The following is a 15,933-nucleotide window of genomic DNA, read 5'->3' as shown; positions in this document are numbered from 1 at the left end:
CTGCCTACCCAACTGAGGGTCGGGGCAAATTTTCCCTTGAAAAGGGAATCGGGGTAGGGGTCCCCGCTCTTTCCTTTTCAAGGGGAAATTTGCGGAGACCCGACCCAATGCGGAAGTCGGGCTCCGTGAGAAGCCCGACCCCCCAAACCAACGCTAGACGCGCGGCTTCTCCTTCATTTCGATGGTCTCAATCTCATCGCCAATTCGGATGTCGTTGAACTTGCCCAGTCCGATACCACACTCGAAGTCCGTACGAACCTCGGTGACGTCGTCCTTGAAGCGACGCAGCGACTCGATGCCCAGGTTGTCCCCCACCACTATGCCCTCGCGAATAACGCGAGCCTTGGCATTTCGGGTGATGGTACCGGAGCGCACGATGACACCGGCGACGTTTCCGAACTTCGACGAGCTGAAAACCTCGCGAATTTCGGCGATACCGCTCTGGATCTCCTCGTACTCGGGCTTGAGCATTCCCTTGAGGGAATTCTCGATGTCCTCGAGGGCGGAGTAGATGACGGAGTAGAAGCGCACGTCGACGCCTTCGCGGGCAGCACGCTCGCGGGCCTTCGTGTCGGGGCGAACGTTGAACCCGATGATGATGGCGTTGTCGACGGTAGCGAGGTTGACGTCGCTCTCCGTGACCGCACCGACACCACGGTGGATGATGCGCAGCTGAACCGAATCGTCGACCTCGATCTTGAGCAGCGACTCTTCCAGGGCCTCAACGGCACCGGAAACGTCACCCTTGATGATGAGGTTGAGCGACTCGACCTTGCCCTCTTCGAGAGCACGGGTGAAGTCTTCGAGGCTGATGCGCTTGCGGGCCTTGGCCAGCAGCGCGTTGCGCTCGGCGGCTTCACGCTTCTCAGCGATCTGACGGGCTGTACGGTCTTCCTCGATGACGAGAAAGGTGTCGCCGGCGCGGGGAACGCTCGACAAACCCTGCACCTGAACCGCGCGGGACGGCGTGGCGGCGAGAACGGCAACACCGTTTTCGTCGGCCATCGCACGAACGCGGCCATAGGCCGTTCCGGCGACGATGGAGTCTCCAACGTGCAGCGTTCCGGACTGGATGAGCACGGTTGCCACCGCGCCGCGGCCCTTGTCGAGGCGAGCCTCGATGGCGACACCGCGGGCATCCTTGTTCGGGTTGGAGCGCATGTCGAGTCCGGCGTCAGCGACCAGGAGCACGGCGTCAAGGATTTCCTTGATGCCGGTCTTGTTCTTGGCCGACACGTCGACGAACATGACGTCTCCGCCGTATTCTTCGGCGACGAGGCCGAATTCGGTGAGCTGCTGACGCACCTTCTGCGGGTTGGCGCCGGGCTTGTCGATCTTGTTCACTGCGACGACGATCGGCACGTTGGCGGCCTGGGCGTGGTTGAGCGCCTCAATCGTCTGCGGCATGATGCCGTCATCGGCAGCGACCACGAGGATGGCGATGTCGGTGACCTGCGCACCACGAGCACGCATGGCGGTGAACGCCTCGTGACCCGGTGTGTCAATGAAGGTCAGCGCGCGGTCGATACCCTCGTGCTCGGTGATGATCTGGTACGCACCGATGTGCTGCGTGATTCCACCGGCTTCACCCTCGGCGACCTTGGCGTTACGGATCGCGTCAAGGAGCGCGGTCTTACCGTGGTCGACGTGGCCCATGACGGTCACGACGGGAGGACGAATCTCGAGGTCTTCATCGGTTTCGTCTTCGAGTTCCTGGTCGATGTCGATGTCGAACGCGAGCAGCAGCTCACGGTCTTCGTCATCGGGCGAGACCATCTGGATCTTGTAGCCGAGCTCGCTGCCGAGCACGTCGAACGTGGCCTCATCGAGGGACTCCGTTGCCGTGGCCATTTCACCGAGGTGGAACAGTACGGTAACGAGGTTTCCTGGGCTGGCGTCAATCTTGTCGGCGAAGTCCGTAATGGATGCTCCGCGACGCAGACGCACAACGGTTCCGCCGTCGCCGCGGGGTACTGATACTCCACCCAGCGACGGGGCCTCGCGCAGCTCGAACTCTGCTCTCTTCGTACGCTTCGACTTGCGCGCCTTGTTCTTGCCGCCACCGCGACCGAAGGCACCAGCGGTGCCACCGCCCGGGCCGCGACCGCGACCGGCTCCGCCTCCTCCACCGGCGGGGCGAGGCGGGCCGAAGCCGGGAGCTCCGGCGGGAGCGCCGGGACGAGTGAATCCGGGGCGTGCGGCGCCGGCTCCACCCGGAGCGCCGCCTGGACGCTGGAAAGCGCCCGGACGCTGTCCGAAACCGGTCGGGCGTGCAGCCTGGCCGGGTCCGCCAGGGCGCGGGGCGCCTGGGCGAGGCGCCGGAGGGCGCGGAATGTTGCTCGGGGTGGGTGTTGCGGGGCGCTGGCCCATGCCCTGCGCACTCGCGAACGGGTTGTTACCCGGACGCGGCGGCTGGGCCGGACGCTGACCCATGCCCTGGTTGCTGGCGAACGGGTTATTGCCCGGTCGTGCAGCTCCGGGGCGAGGCATACCCGGCTTGACCGGCGTAGCCGATCCTGCCGCGGTCTTCGCTTCCGGGGTATCGGTGCTGGGCTTGTCGGCGGCCTCAGCGGCGGCGGCCTTGTCGGCGGCAGCAGCCTTCTGGGCAGCGGCAGCCTTCTCGGCGGCCTGGGTCTGGCGCTCAGCGACGGTGAGCGGCGCGACCGGAAGGGGCGCGGCATCCACTGCGGGAGCGGCCTCGGACGCAACCGGGGCGACCGGTTCGGCAGCGGGCTTCGGGCCCGGACGAGCTCCCGGCTTGGCGCCGTGGCTCGGACGAGCCGGAGTTGGGGTACTGGCAGCGGGCGCGGGCGTTGCAGCCTTGGCGGCGGCGCTGACGGCTTCAAGAGCGACGCGGAGGCGACGCGCTACGGGCGGTTCAACACTGGAAGACGGCCCTTTGACGAACTCGCCCATTTCTTTCAATTTAGCAAGGACATCCTTGCTTTCGAGTCCGAGTTCGGTAGCGATCTCGTGCACGCGTGGTTTCGCAGCCACAATTCTCCTGTTCCGGGCCTGCACCCGGAAAGGGGCAGACCGTTAGTAACGGACGGGTCTCATTTCGAGCCGCTCATTAGTTATCCATAAGCCAATTCAGCCTGTTCTCTAGTTGTTTCGCGTCCAGTGACCTGGTCACGCGAAAGGCACGCCCGAAAGCGTGTCGCCTTACGGCATCCTGAAAGCACGATTCACGGGCGTGCAGCCACGCACCTCTACCGGGGATTGTGGCGGTTTCATCCACCACAACTTCTGATTTCCCAGCAACGATCCGCAAAAGTGAGGATCGAGGGGCGCGCGAACGGCAGCCAATACACGTTCTTACGGAGTCCATCGTACCCCCTATTCGGCATCCTCCAGAATGCTGTCCGGCTGAATGTCGATTTTCGCGCCGGTGAGCTTTGCCGCGAGGCGGGCATTCTGGCCCTCCTTGCCGATGGCGAGCGAGAGCTGGTAGTCGGGCACGAGGGCTCGCACTGCCTTGATCGACTGGTCGATCACATAGGCGCTGGTCACCTTGGCCGGAGACAGTGCGCTCGCGACGAAGGTCGCGAGGTCGGGCGAGAAATCGACGATGTCTATCTTCTCGTTGTTGAGTTCGACGGTCACGGCGCGCACACGCTGGCCGAGTTCGCCGATGCAGGCGCCCTTGGCGTTGACGCCCGGCTCGGTCGCGCGCACCGCAATCTTGGTGCGGTGGCCGGCTTCGCGGGCGAGTGACACGATCTCGACGACTCCGCTGGCAATCTCGGGCACCTCGAGTGCGAACAGCTTGCGCACGAGCGACGGGTGGGTGCGCGACACGGTGATCTGCGGGCCCTTGAGCCCGCGACCGACGGCCGTGACGAACACGCGGATGCGCGCTCCGTGCACGTAGCTCTCGGTGGGGACCTGCTCCTCGGGGGGCATGATCGCTTCGATGGTACCGAGGTCGACGTGGATCATGCGCGGGTTCGGACCCTGCTGGATGATACCGGCGACGATGTCACCCTCGCGGCCTTTGAACTCGCCGAGCACTGCATCGTCGGCCAGGTCGCGCAGACGCTGGTTGATGACCTGCTTGGCGGCGAAGGCCGCAATACGACCGAAGTCGGTCGGGTTGTCGACGGCTTCGCCGATGACGTTGCCCTCGTCGTCATGCTCGGGAATGTAGATATCCACGTGCCCGGACTTGCGGTCGAGAACGACGCGCGCTTCGGGCACTTCCTGGATATCGTGCTTGGCTTCAGCAATCTTCGACGCCTCAAGCTTCGACACGTCCTGCTGGGTGTGCTTGACATAGGCGGTCAGAATCGCCTGTTCAATGATTTGCACGAGTTCCTCGAAGGGAATCTCTTTTTCGCGCTCCAGTAGCCGCAAAACACTGAGGTCGATGTCCATGGCCGGCCTCCTCTACGTACGATCTCGTCGCATGATCTTGCCGCCGCGAAACCGCGCAGCGGGCTGAATACTACGGTACCCGAATCTGCGGCGCCCCGTCACCCACTCGCCCGGGCTGGTCCGGTCCTGCTGGGTTCGCTGCAGAACGGATGCTGCCGGCTGGGCCAGGCAGCATCCGTTCTCGATACTGACTCGTTAGACGAAGTGCTTGGCGACGTCAGCGACGTCGACCTGCTCGCGATCGCCGGTGCGGCGGTTCCACAGTTCGACGATGCCGTCGGCGGCGCCGCGGCCGACGATGACGATCCACGGCACGCCGATGAGCTCGGCGTCACCGAACTTGACACCCGGCGACACCTTGCGGCGGTCGTCGTAGAGCACCTCCCGGCCGGTGGCTTCGATGGCGGCGACGACGGCCTCCGAGGTGTCGAAGACGATCTCGTCCCGGCCGGTGGCGATCACGTGCACGTCGAATGGCGTGACCGATTCGGGCCAGATCAGGCCCTTCGCGTCGTTGTTGAGTTCGGCGATGACCGCGAGGATGCGGGTGACGCCGATGCCGTATGAACCCATCGTGACTGTGACCAGCTTGCCGTTCTCATCGAGAACCTTGAGGCCGAGCACTTCGGCATACTTGCGGCCGAGCTGGAACACGTGACCGATTTCCATACCGCGAATGAGCTCGACCGGGCCGCTTCCGTCGGGGGCGGGGTCGCCGGCGCGCACGTCAGAGGCCTCGACCACATCGTCGTTGGCGAAGTCACGGCCGGCGACGAGGCCGAACACGTGCCCATTGTCTTCGTTGGCACCGGTGATCCACTCGGTGCCCGCAACCACGCGCGGGTCGACCAGAAAACGGATTCCGGTGGTCGATTTGGTACCAAGAACGGCGCCCTGGGCGCCCCACGGGCCGATGTACCCCTTGACCAGGCCGGGGTTCTTGGCGAAGTCGCCCTCGTTGGCCGCCTCGACCTCGGCGGGGGCGAAGGCGACCTCGACGCGCTTGAGGTCGACCTCGCGGTCGCCGGGAACGCCGATCGCGATGAGTTCCCGGGTGCCGTCGAGGTGCGTGAGCGCGAGCACGACGTTCTTGAGGGTGTCGGCTGCGGTCCACTCGCGACCGTCGAGGCGCGGGTGCTCGGCGTTGGCCTTGTCGACCAGGGTCTGGATGGTCGGGGTGTTCGGGGTGTCGAAGATCTGCGCGGCGGGCAGCGCGCTGAAGTCTTTGCCTTTCGGAACGAGCGTGCGAAACGCCTCGATGTTGGCCGCGTAGCCGCCGGGGCTGCGCACGAAGGTGTCCTCGCCGACGGGGGTGGGGTGCAAAAACTCTTCGCTCTTGGAGCCACCCATGGCGCCGGCATCCGCTTGGACGATCTCGTATTCGAGGCCGAACCGGTTGAAGATGCGCTCGTAGGCGTCGCGCTGCAGCTGGTAGCTCAGGTCGAGGCCGGCGTCGGTGTAGTCGAAGGAGTACGCGTCTTTCATGGTGAATTCGCGGCCGCGCAGCAGTCCGCCGCGTGAGCGTGCCTCGTCGCGGTACTTGTCCTGAATCTGGTAGATCGACAGCGGCAGGTCCTTGTAGCTGCTGTACAGGTCTTTCACGAGCAGCGCGAAGACCTCTTCGTGGGTCGGCGCGAGCAGCATGTCGGAGCCCTTGCGGTCCTTCAGGCGGAACAGGCCCTCGCCGTACTCGTCCCAGCGGCCGGTCAACTCGTAGGGCTCACGCGGCAGCAGGGCCGGAAAGTGCACCTCGTGCGCGCCGGCCGCGGTCATCTCCTCACGGATGATGCGCTCCACTTTTGCCTTCACCCGCAGGCCGAGTGGCAGCCAGGCGAAAATACCCGGGGCCTGGCGACGGATGTAGCCGGCCCGCACGAGGAGGCGGTGGCTGGTCACCTCGGCGTCGGAGGGGTCTTCGCGGAGAGTACGGAGGAAGTAGTTGGAGAGACGTGTAGGCACCCGTCTACCTTACGCGCGCGCCGCGATCCGCTCCCCCACGGCCTGGTTCAGCCGACCTCGCTCAGGGTGCGCTCGATGGCGACCAGTCGCGTATCCAAAGAAGTCAGTTTTTCGAGCAGGGCGGCGTTGGTCGCGTTGCTCTCCGCCAGCGCGTGAGTCAGGGCGGTTGAACCCTCGGAACCGGCTGCCTGCCGACACGACTTGAAGTACAGGTTGAAGATCGCGTAGGTGATTCCGCCGATGATCGCAACGATGGGAACGAGGTAGGCGAAGTCGAAGTTCATGGTGTTTCCCCCTGCTGGTTGGACGCCGCGGCGTGTGCCACGGCGTCGGTGATGGTGTCGATGGTGATGCGGAGTGAGAACGGTGCCAAGGCGACGTACTTGAGAGCGGTCCCCTCCGGGGAGAGTTCCAGCGACGTCGTGACGAACCCGCTCGCCTCCAGCTTTGCGAGGTGCATGTAGAGCAGAGCACGCGACATCCCGACGCGTCGTGCCAGCTCACTGACGTGCACGCGACCGCCCTGCAACTCGGCGAGAATGAGCATCCGTTGCGGACTGGCGACCGCAGCAAGGGTGGCACTGAGCTGTTCAACATTCATTGCAACACCTCCTGACAGGTGCAACTATATTCTGACACCCGAAAGAAAAGCAAGCAATCATCCGCTTTCGCGGATCAGGAGAGTTACTTCGCGCCGACGGAGACCGTGGGGCTGCCGAGCGCGGCAGCGGGCATCTCGGCGGCGAGCCGGTTGGCCTCTTCGATGAGGGTCTTCACGATCTCGGACTCTGGCACGGTCTTGATAACCTCGCCGCGCACGAAGATCTGGCCCCTGCCGTTGCCGCTCGCGACACCGAGGTCGGCTTCGCGAGCCTCACCCGGTCCGTTGACGACGCAGCCCATGACGGCGACGCGGAGCGGCACGGTCATTCCCTCGAGCCCGTCGGTGACATCATTGGCGAGCTTGTAGACGTCGACCTGTGCCCGGCCACAGCTCGGGCAGGAGACGATCTCCAGCTTGCGCTCGCGCAGGTTGAGCGACTGCAGAATCTGCAATCCCACCTTGATCTCCTCGACCGGCGGAGCGCTGAGCGAGACGCGGATGGTGTCGCCGATGCCTTCGCCGAGCAGGATGCCGAACGCCGTTGCGCTCTTGATCGTGCCCTGAAAGCTGGGACCGGCCTCAGTCACGCCGAGGTGCAACGGCCAGTCGCCGCGTTCGGCGAGCAGGCGGTAGGCCTTGACCATGATCACCGGGTCGTTGTGCTTGACCGAGATCTTGAAGTCGTGAAAGTCGTGCTCCTCGAACAGGCTCGCCTCCCAAACGGCGCTCTCCACGAGCGCCTCCGGGGTGGCCTTGCCGTATTTCTGCATGAGACTCGGCTCGAGCGAGCCGGCGTTGACGCCGATGCGCAGGCTGACACCGGCGGCCTTGGCGGCCGCAGCGATCTTGCCGACCTGGTCGTCGAATTTGCGGATGTTGCCGGGGTTGACCCGCACGGCGGCGCAGCCGGCGTCGATCGCGGCGAAGACGTAGTTCGGCTGAAAGTGGATGTCCGCGATCACCGGAATCTGGCTCTTCTTCGCGATGATCGGCAGCGCCTCGGCGTCATCGCGAGTCGGCACGGCAACACGCACGATGTCGCAGCCGGTCGCCGTGAGCTCGGCGATCTGCTGCAGCGTCGCGTTGATGTTCGTTGTCGGAGTGGTCGTCATCGATTGCACGCTCACTTGAGCATTGCCACCGACCAGGACCTTTCCGACCTTGATTTGACGGGATTTACGTCTGGGAGCGAGTACCTCAGGTACTTTGGGCATCCCCAAGTTGATTGCAGCCACTTACCTAGCTTAGTTGTCGTAGTGCGAGCGAAGCTGAATGCCGCCAGCGGATCAGCGTTCCAGCTGGGCCAGCAGCGCCGCCAGAAACTCGGCCGGGTGTTCGAGGTGCGGTGAGTGCCCACAGTCGGCCAGTTCCAGCTCGGTCAGCGTGCCGCCGGCGGCCTGGTAGGCGCCAAGCACAGCCCGGGTCTGCTGGATCATCGGCTGGGGAGGGGCCACCTCAGCGCCAGGCCAGCCTGGAATCACGCCGAGCTGCCCAAGATAATTGAGGTCGAAAAACGAGGTGTCCGACACGATGACGTCGTCGCTGCCGTGAATCCAGAGAATGGCCGGCTTCTTGGCCAGGTCGACAATGCCGCTCGTGTTGAAATGACCGGGAGACATGGTGTTGAGCACGCCGCTGTCGCCGGGGGCGAATCCGGGCCAATTCTCTGAAACTGTCGAATCCCCGGGGTAGTTACCGACGCCGGTGGCCGTGGTCAGCATGGAGTCGATCCAGATTTCATCGTGGTCCGAGCTGAACGGCGGCTTGACGTAGGTGGTCTGGTAGACGGTGCGGGGGCTGGTCTGGTCAGCGCCGTGGTCACCGTCATGCAGCCTGGCGACGAAGTCGGGGTTGGCTCCGCCGGCGCCCGTTCCGGCGTCGTCAACGCTCAGCCGATGGCCATCCGCTCCCCCGGTGCCGCCGAAGCCGTAGGGGGAAACCGGCGCGACCAGGGTCAGGGACGCCGCGAGGCCGGGGTGATCGAGCAGCAGCTGCATGGTCACACCGCCGCCCATACTCCAGCCCACGAGGTGCGCTCCGTCGACGCCGAGTTCGGTGAGCACAGCGGCGATATCGTCGGAGTAGTCGGCCAAGCCGCGGGTGGCATCGACCGGCAGGGTTTCGCTGCTGCCGAAGCCGCGCAGGTCGATGGCGAGCGCCCGCACCGACGTGGGCAGGGCCAGCATCAGCGGCTGCCAGAACAGCGATGACGACACGTTGCCGTGCACGAAGACGACGGTCGCCGCGGCCGTTCCTGTTGCCGGCCGTTCGAGCACTCCGGCGCGCAGGCGCGGGGTGACAACGCTGTGCGCGGTGATGCCGTCGAAAATGTTGCCCGTACTGGTGGTGATGGTGTCGCTCATGATCGGGGTCCTCTCGGGTAGCTGGCGGGGGCGTACAGGTTCACGGCCCGGGCGACTTGGTCGGCGCCCCGGTCGCTCATCACGATCGTGTAGTGGTTGACGTCGTCGACCTCCCGCACGGTCAGCCGCGGCAGTCGTGTCGCCCAGTCGGCGACAACCGCCCGGTCGTACAGTGCGGTCGGCTCGTCCAGCAGCCCGCGCGGGGCACGCAGAAATTCGATCGGCAGACTGAGGTCGGCGAGCGCCTCCGCGTAGCCGTCGGCACCGTTGAGCTCCAGCGCATTCGCGGCCACCGCCTCCAGCCGCGCCGAGGGGTGCAGAGCCGGCGCCGTGCCATCGAGGTCGTAGCGGGCAAAATCGGCCACCCGCGATGACCAGTCGGCGACGAACGCGGGGTGGTTCTGCCAAAAGTCCTGGTAGGCCTCGACCGTCTCGAAGGTCTGCGATAGCCGTTTGGCGGCTGGGCCGAGCATGAGCAGGGGGTCGATGCCCACGTCGCGTGGAATCGGCAGGCCACCGTCCACCAGAACGAGAGAGTCAACCCGGTCGGGATAGAGGTGGGCGAGCCATACGGCGACAAACGCGCCCATCGAGTGCCCGACCACGACCGTACGGTCGACCTCCAGAAAGTCCAACAGCCGGGCCAGGTCTTCGGCATGATGCCGCAGCCCGTAGGGCGCCGGCAGGGCGTTGCTGCGAGCGCGACCGCGCAGGTCGGGAGCGATCACCCGCGAGCCCGGCAGGCGTTCCACCAGCCACGGCCAGCAGAGGTGCGAGGCGGTGATGCCGTGGATTGCCAGCACCGTCGACTGCCCCTGGGCAGCGCGCCACTGGCCACCGCGCAGGTCTCCCCCAGCGACCCGAGCCCGGAACGGCTGATAGTACTCACTCATCGCTGCCTCATTTCCACGGTGCTGCCGGAGACGGTGCTGCTCGAGACGGTGCTAGCGGCACCCAGTGCACCCTCGATGAACCGCATCATCTGCTCGAAAACGTGCTCGGGCACGGCACGGGTTCCGCTCGCGAACGGATCGGACCCGGCCCCTTCGAGCGCCTCGTCATCTCCCCAGAGCACCCAGCGCATGCCGATCATCTCGCCGATTCCCATGAGCGCCCATGCTGCAACGGTGGGATCGATGTCGCTGATCTCGCCTGCCGCGCCGGCCGCGCGCAGCCCCGCTATGTAGCCCTCGACGATGCGCGTGTAGTGCAGGCGCAGAGCGCCAGGCGAGACGAACTCTGCCTCACGAATCACCCGGTACAGCGCGGGGTGGTCGGCGGTGAATTGAAAAAAGGCCCGAAACCCGGCGCGCTCCGAATCGATCCGATTTTCCGTAGCAGCGGATGCTGCACTCATCGCCAACCGCACGCGGTGGTTGAGGTCTTCGACCAGTTCGTTGAAGATCTGCAGTTTCGAGTCGAAGTAGAGGTAGAACGTGCCCTGGCCGATGCCGGCGGCATCCGTTATGCGCGAGATTGACGCATCGGCGTAGCCGACCCGCGAGAACACCTGCTCGGCTGCTTGGATGAGTTTGCGCTTGGTTTCTTCGCCTCGGGCGGTTCGCGGCATTCCGGCGCTCATAGTTTGTTTCCTATCTTTTCAAAATCAAGTCCGTGTTTCCAGTTCTCCAGCAGCTGGCGCCGCAGCACCTTGCTGCCGAGGGATCGCGGAATTTCCGGTACGAAGCGCACGAACGCCGGAACCTTGAACGCGGCCAGTTGGGTGCGGGCGTAGGCCAGAATGCCGAGCTCATCGGCCGCGAATCCGGGTGTCAGCACGATGAAGGCCACACCGACCTCTCCCCACCGATCGTGCGGCACCCCGATGACCGCCACCTCGGCGACCGCGGCGTGTTCGATCAGCACGGTCTCCACCTCGGCCGGTGCCACGCTCTCGCCGCCCGAGATGAAGATGTCGGTGAGCCGGTCGATCACGGCAAAGTAGCCGTGCTCGTCGCGGCGCACGAGGTCACCGGTGTGCAACCAGCCACCGCGCAGGGTGCGAGCGGTCTGCTCGGGAGCACGAAAATAGCCCGAGAACACGCCGGGCCCACGCACCAGCAGTTCACCCGTCGCGGCCCCGCCGAGCAGGTCGCCGGTGATCGGATCGGCCACGGCGACCTCCACGTGCGGATACGGCTTGCCGGCGTAGCCGACCATGCTGCGGGCTTCGTCGTCGGGCAGACACAACACGTTCGGGGAGGCCTCGGTCAGACCGTACCCCTGGGTGAGTGCAACTCCGCGGGCATGCCAGGTACGCAGCAGCTGCGCGGGCATTGGTGCGCCACCAACCACGGCGTGATTCAGGCTGGACAGGTCGGTCGCAGCGAAATCGGGGTGCTGCGCGAGGAACAGGTAGTTCGCCGGAACGCCCATCATGGTCGTGATGCGACGGTCCTTGATCAGGTGCAGCACCCGGCCTGGGTCGAAGGTGCGCTCGAGCACGACCGTGGCCCCCATCCACCAGGCCAGCAAAGGCTGAATATTCCAGCCGCCCACGTGATACTGCGGCATGACCGAGAGCACCACATCTTTTCTGGTGATCTCGGTGATACGCGAGAGCGACAGGTTGGTCCAGAAACAGTTCGCGTGGGTCAGAACCACGCCCTTGGCCGGGCCGAGCGTGCCGGAGGTGAATACGATCAGCAGGGCGTCATCGTCACGAACCGTGCGGGTCACCAGCTCATCGTCCGGGCCGCGTCGCGGGGCCGGCACGACGTTTTCCACACCCCGCACGCCGAGCAAAGTCGACGGGAGGGGCAGGGGAAGCCGACCCTGGGCATCCGTTGCCAGGGTATGGAACTCGTCGTCGACCAGCAACAGGGCCGGGTCGGCGAGCTGCAACTGCGCGGCGAGCTCGCGTGGTGCGAGCCGCCACGACAGCGGAACGAGCACGAGGCCGGCCTGCGCGCAGGCGAAGAACAACACGACCTGGTCTGAGCTGTTGCCGGTGATGGTCGCCACCCGATCGCCGACGCCGTAGCCGGCGGCCCGAAAAGCCGCGGCGAGGTCGCTGGCCCGGTCGTCGAGGTCGCGGTAGCGCAGTGTGACGCCGCGATCGTCGACGGCGACTCGTTCGGGCGTGGCCCTGGCGCGGTCGCGGGTCCATCGGCCCAGCGTGTGCAGGCCATCATCGGTCATGTCGTCTCCTCTGAGTCAAGCATGCGCTCCCGACCTCGAGCCCGAGGCCGTTGCGGCCGGCGGTTGCGCCGGGTCAGCCCAGCCAGCCCACCCGGAAGAAACAACACCACGAGAATAAACAGTGTTCCGAGAATGAACAACGGCTGCGACAAAGGAATCCGCAGAATGTCGGGCAGGCCGGCGATGAATTCCGAACCGGCCAGGGCGGTCAGCCGCTGGTCGAGAAGCGTGTAGACCAGCGCGCCGAGGACGGCGCCCCAGCGCAGCCCGACGCCGCCGAGCACGACGATCACCAGCAGGGTCAGCGTGAAGTCGGGCGTGGCGACGCGCGGCGAGACCCCGCTCTGCAGCAACAGAAACGCGGCTCCAGCGAGGGCGGCGAGCGCCCCGGCAATGCTGAAGATCAGCAGCCGCACAAAATAGGGACGGATGCCGATGACCCGTACCCGGAGTTCGTTTTCGCGAGTCGCGGCCACAACATGGCCCGCGCGGGATTTCTCCACCCACAACACCACGAGGTAGACCGTGACCAGAACAGCGAGCGACAGCCAGTACAGGTTGCGGGTGTTGAGTACGCCGACCAGTGCGTCTGGCACATGCGAGACGTCGAGGGTGAGCCCCTCGTCGCCGCCGGTCTGCCCGCCCGGATTGCGCCGTACCACGACCGAGCCGGCCTGCGCGAAGGCGAGCGTGACCATGGCAAAGGAGATGCCGGTGACCCGCAGGCTGACCGAACCCACGAGTGCGGCCAACACGAAGCCGATCAGCACCGTGATCAGAATCGACGCTACGAACGTCGCACCGGCTGGCAACCAACTCGGTGAGAAGTTGCGCAGCACGATGCCCAGGCCGTAGGCGCCGGCCGCGAAGAAGAGAGCGTGCCCGAACGAGAGCATGCCGGCCAGGCCGAACAAGAGGTGGTAGCTGAGCGCTAGAGCCGCGATGAGCATGGCGTAGGCGAGCAGTTGCAGGGTACCGGGCGTGTAGGTCGCGCCCGGAAAGACACCGGGAATCGTGATGTTCAGAAGCGGCAGCAGCACCATGAGCAGCACCAGCGCCGCGCTGGCCGTGATTTTGGTCATTGGTCTGGCCCGGAAGGCGCTCATGCTTTCGCTCCCATCAGTCCGCGCGGACGCAATAACAGCACCGCGGCCAGGGCCAGCACCACGGCCAGGTCGCCGGTTCCGCCCAGATAAAAGTTCGCGAACTGCTGCAGCACTGCCACCAGAACGGATGCGATGGCCGCCCCGGCCAGAGACCCTAACCCTCCGATGACCGTCACGATGAAGGCGAAGATCAGCAGGGACCCGCCGATGTGCGCCGAAACGTAGCCATAGTAGATCGAGGCGAGCACCCCGCCGAGTCCGGCGGCGGCACCACCGATCGCGAACACCAGGGTGAAGGCGCGGCGCACATCGATGCCGAGCGCGGTGACCATGAGACGGTTCTCGACGCCGGCCCGAACGATCAGGCCGTACCGGGTGAATTTGAGGAACAGCACGATCGCCACGAGCACCAGCACCGCCACCAGAATGAGCATGAAGCGGTTGTTCGGAATGCGCGCGCCGAGAATCTCGGTGGTCTGCCCGAGCCAGGACGGGCTCGTCACGTAGGTCGGGTCGGTGCCCCAGATTCCCTCGAACAGAGCTACAGAGGCCAGCGCGAGGCCGACCGTCACGAGTACCTGTTCGATGTGCCGGTTGTACAGCCGCCGGATCAGGAAGAATTCGGTCGCGGCGGCGACGAGCGCCCCGACCACGGCGCCGGTCAGCATGGCAGCGACCAGTGCCCACCACGACCCGTCACTGAGCCGACGGGCTACCTCCCAGCCGATGAAGGCGCCGATGGTCAGAAAGGAGCCGTGAGCGAAGTTGAGCACGCCCATCAGGCCGTAGATGAGGGAGAGCCCGGAGGCGACCAGAAAGTACAGAGCCCCGAGGCCGAGGCCGGTGATCAGCAGCAGAACGATGGTGCTCATGCCGGCACCTGCTCCGTGTTGCTGTGGTCGGTGCTGCTGTGGTCCGCGCCGCTGTGCACGCCCAGGTAACGCTGGATGCGTTCGGGGTCATCGAGCAATTCGGCGGCTTCGCCGGTGAAGACGACGCGGCCGCCGGAGAGCACGACCACCCGGTCGGCGAGTTGGCGAATCACCTGCAGGTTCTGTTCGACCAGAAGGATCGGCACTGTTTTGGCGGCGGCCAGTAGTGCCTGGGTGACCTCGGTGACGATTTTCGGCGAGAGTCCCTTGGTGGGTTCGTCGACCAGCAACAGCCGGTTTTGGTTGAGCAGGGCTCGGGCGAGCGACACCATCTGCTGCTGCCCTCCGGAGAGGGTACCGGCGAGTTGGGCGTGGCGTTGCACGAGGTCGGGAAAGAGTTCCTCGACCAGGGCGCGGTTCGGGTGGGCGGAGCGTTCGGCCAGTTTCAGGTTTTCGGCGACGCTGAGCTTGCCGAACACCTCGCGGTCTTCGGGCACGTAGCCGACGCCGAGCTGCACGACCTTGTGGGTGGGCAGCCGGTCGACGCGGCGCCCGGCGAGGGTGATCGCGCCGGTGCGGTCGATCAGGCCGAGGATCGATTTAATGGTGCTGGTTTTGCCGACGCCGTTCCGGCCGAGCAGAGCGGTGACGCCGGTGTCTGGTACGTCGAACGAGACGTCTTCGACGACCTGCTGGCCCTCGATGCGTCCGTACAGGTTGCGCACGGTGAGGATATTGGTTCTTGATGTGGTGCTCATACCGGGTCTCCGAGGTAGGCGGACTGAACCGTGGGATTCTTCATCACGGCGTCGGGGGTGTCGCAGGCGAGCAGCTCGCCGTGGTGCATGACCGCAACGCGGTCGACCAGGCCGAGCACGACCTCCATGTGGTGCTCGACCATGAGCACCGTGCGGCCACCGTGGTGCAACGCGCGAATGACCTCCATCAGGCCGGGCACGTCGCCGGAGCCAACGCCGGCCATCGGCTCGTCGAGCAGGATGACGCTCGGGTCCATCGCGAGCAGCATGGCGATCTCCAGCTTGCGCTTGTCACCGTGGGAGAGGCCACCGGCTTTGGCTTCGGCAAGATCAGCCAGCCCCACCTCGTCGAGACGATCGGCGGCAAGCCGGGTGGCGGCATCCGTCCCCTTCGGAAACCGGGTGACCAGACTGCCGCCGCCGGCCTTGGCCTGTGCGGCCAGCCGCACGTTTTCGGTGGCGCTCAGCCCGTTGAACAGGCTCGAGGTTTGAAAGGTGCGACCGAGGCCGGCCCGTGCCCTGACGTGGATCGGTTCCCGGGTCATGGTGCGGCCGTTCAGTCGCACCACGCCTTCCGTGGCAAACAGCACACCGGAAATCAGGTTGAACAGGGTTGTCTTACCGGCCCCGTTGGGGCCGATCACACCGAGCATCTCGCCCCGCGGGATCGACAGCGACACATCGTTGAGGATGCGTGCACCGCCGATCTGCAGGCCCAGATGCTCGATGCTGAGCACGGGCTGGTCCGGCATC

General features: G+C 65.5%; 15 protein-coding genes. All 15 read right to left on the bottom strand.

Annotation, left to right across the window (positions count from 1 at the left end; translation table 11 throughout):
* Positions 1-153: 153 nt before the first annotated feature.
* Positions 154-2,997: a translation initiation factor IF-2 gene (infB, locus tag BLS91_RS11765; protein ID WP_092340925.1), complete on the bottom strand. Its 2,844-nt coding sequence runs from the start codon at positions 2,995-2,997 to the stop codon at positions 154-156.
* 76 nt (positions 2,998-3,073) lie between these two features.
* Positions 3,074-3,331 carry a YlxR family protein gene (locus BLS91_RS11760; RefSeq protein WP_092340923.1) on the bottom strand — a complete coding sequence of 86 codons (258 nt, stop codon included), beginning with the start codon at positions 3,329-3,331 and terminating at the stop codon, positions 3,074-3,076.
* An 8-nt stretch (positions 3,332-3,339) separates the two neighbouring features.
* A complete protein-coding gene (gene nusA, locus BLS91_RS11755) occupies positions 3,340-4,377 on the bottom strand; it encodes a transcription termination factor NusA (protein ID WP_092340921.1) in 1,038 nt (345 codons plus the stop codon).
* 195 nt (positions 4,378-4,572) lie between these two features.
* On the bottom strand, positions 4,573-6,336 hold the full coding sequence (locus BLS91_RS11750; RefSeq protein WP_092340920.1) for a proline--tRNA ligase: 1,764 nt from the start codon (positions 6,334-6,336) through the stop codon (positions 4,573-4,575).
* Between the two features lie 47 nt (positions 6,337-6,383).
* Entirely contained in the window at positions 6,384-6,620 is a 237-nt protein-coding gene (locus tag BLS91_RS11745; protein ID WP_092340919.1) for a hypothetical protein, read from the bottom strand.
* The gene (locus BLS91_RS11740; RefSeq protein WP_092340918.1) at positions 6,617-6,937 is read right to left on the bottom strand and encodes an ArsR/SmtB family transcription factor; all 321 of its coding nucleotides are present in this window, start codon (positions 6,935-6,937) and stop codon (positions 6,617-6,619) included. Before BLS91_RS11740 ends, BLS91_RS11745 begins: the two co-directional genes overlap by 4 nt.
* 83 nt (positions 6,938-7,020) lie before the next feature.
* Positions 7,021-8,175, bottom strand: coding sequence for a flavodoxin-dependent (E)-4-hydroxy-3-methylbut-2-enyl-diphosphate synthase (gene ispG / locus BLS91_RS11735; RefSeq protein ID WP_174774977.1), 1,155 nt, complete (start codon positions 8,173-8,175; stop codon positions 7,021-7,023).
* A gap of 51 nt (positions 8,176-8,226) precedes the next feature.
* On the bottom strand, positions 8,227-9,303 hold the full coding sequence (locus BLS91_RS11730; RefSeq protein ID WP_092340916.1) for an alpha/beta fold hydrolase: 1,077 nt from the start codon (positions 9,301-9,303) through the stop codon (positions 8,227-8,229).
* Positions 9,300-10,196, bottom strand: a complete 897-nt coding sequence (locus BLS91_RS11725; RefSeq protein WP_092340914.1) for an alpha/beta hydrolase — start codon at positions 10,194-10,196, stop codon at positions 9,300-9,302. The genes BLS91_RS11730 and BLS91_RS11725 overlap by 4 nt, the downstream gene beginning before the upstream one ends.
* Complete coding sequence (locus BLS91_RS11720) at positions 10,193-10,885, bottom strand: TetR/AcrR family transcriptional regulator (protein WP_092340913.1); 693 nt, start codon at positions 10,883-10,885, stop codon at positions 10,193-10,195. Before BLS91_RS11720 ends, BLS91_RS11725 begins: the two co-directional genes overlap by 4 nt.
* Positions 10,882-12,444: a class I adenylate-forming enzyme family protein gene (locus BLS91_RS11715; protein WP_092340912.1), complete on the bottom strand. Its 1,563-nt coding sequence runs from the start codon at positions 12,442-12,444 to the stop codon at positions 10,882-10,884. Before BLS91_RS11715 ends, BLS91_RS11720 begins: the two co-directional genes overlap by 4 nt.
* A complete protein-coding gene (locus BLS91_RS11710) occupies positions 12,441-13,526 on the bottom strand; it encodes a branched-chain amino acid ABC transporter permease (protein WP_233197339.1) in 1,086 nt (361 codons plus the stop codon). The genes BLS91_RS11715 and BLS91_RS11710 overlap by 4 nt, the downstream gene beginning before the upstream one ends.
* 20 nt (positions 13,527-13,546) lie before the next feature.
* Positions 13,547-14,422 (bottom strand): branched-chain amino acid ABC transporter permease, encoded by an 876-nt coding sequence (locus BLS91_RS11705; protein WP_092340910.1) that lies wholly within the window; start codon positions 14,420-14,422, stop codon positions 13,547-13,549.
* On the bottom strand, positions 14,419-15,180 hold the full coding sequence (locus BLS91_RS11700; RefSeq protein ID WP_092340909.1) for an ABC transporter ATP-binding protein: 762 nt from the start codon (positions 15,178-15,180) through the stop codon (positions 14,419-14,421). The genes BLS91_RS11705 and BLS91_RS11700 overlap by 4 nt, the downstream gene beginning before the upstream one ends.
* Positions 15,177-15,932, bottom strand: coding sequence for an ABC transporter ATP-binding protein (locus BLS91_RS11695; protein ID WP_092340908.1), 756 nt, complete (start codon positions 15,930-15,932; stop codon positions 15,177-15,179). The genes BLS91_RS11700 and BLS91_RS11695 overlap by 4 nt, the downstream gene beginning before the upstream one ends.
* Position 15,933 lies beyond the last annotated feature (1 nt).

The organism is Cryobacterium flavum (genome assembly GCF_900103805.1).
In the GTDB taxonomy this organism is placed as follows: domain Bacteria; phylum Actinomycetota; class Actinomycetes; order Actinomycetales; family Microbacteriaceae; genus Cryobacterium; species Cryobacterium flavum.
This window is presented reverse-complemented; position numbering and strand designations above follow the sequence as displayed.

What these genes read in the sequence shown, in the direction of transcription:
- BLS91_RS11760 (WP_092340923.1), bottom strand. Translation starts at nt 3,331, where the DNA reads ATGGACTCCGTAAGAACGTGTATTGGCTGCCGTTCGCGCGCCCCTCGA.
- nusA (WP_092340921.1), bottom strand. Translation starts at nt 4,377, where the DNA reads ATGGACATCGACCTCAGTGTTTTGCGGCTACTGGAGCGCGAAAAAGAG.
- BLS91_RS11745 (WP_092340919.1), bottom strand. Translation starts at nt 6,620, where the DNA reads ATGAACTTCGACTTCGCCTACCTCGTTCCCATCGTTGCGATCATCGGC.
- BLS91_RS11740 (WP_092340918.1), bottom strand. Translation starts at nt 6,937, where the DNA reads ATGAATGTTGAACAGCTCAGTGCCACCCTTGCTGCGGTCGCCAGTCCG.
- BLS91_RS11730 (WP_092340916.1), bottom strand. Translation starts at nt 9,303, where the DNA reads ATGAGCGACACCATCACCACCAGTACGGGCAACATTTTCGACGGCATC.
- BLS91_RS11725 (WP_092340914.1), bottom strand. Translation starts at nt 10,196, where the DNA reads ATGAGTGAGTACTATCAGCCGTTCCGGGCTCGGGTCGCTGGGGGAGAC.
- BLS91_RS11720 (WP_092340913.1), bottom strand. Translation starts at nt 10,885, where the DNA reads ATGAGCGCCGGAATGCCGCGAACCGCCCGAGGCGAAGAAACCAAGCGC.
- BLS91_RS11715 (WP_092340912.1), bottom strand. Translation starts at nt 12,444, where the DNA reads ATGACCGATGATGGCCTGCACACGCTGGGCCGATGGACCCGCGACCGC.
- BLS91_RS11710 (WP_233197339.1), bottom strand. Translation starts at nt 13,526, where the DNA reads ATGACCAAAATCACGGCCAGCGCGGCGCTGGTGCTGCTCATGGTGCTG.
- BLS91_RS11705 (WP_092340910.1), bottom strand. Translation starts at nt 14,422, where the DNA reads ATGAGCACCATCGTTCTGCTGCTGATCACCGGCCTCGGCCTCGGGGCT.
- BLS91_RS11700 (WP_092340909.1), bottom strand. Translation starts at nt 15,180, where the DNA reads ATGAGCACCACATCAAGAACCAATATCCTCACCGTGCGCAACCTGTAC.
- BLS91_RS11695 (WP_092340908.1), bottom strand. Translation starts at nt 15,932, where the DNA reads ATGCCGGACCAGCCCGTGCTCAGCATCGAGCATCTGGGCCTGCAGATC.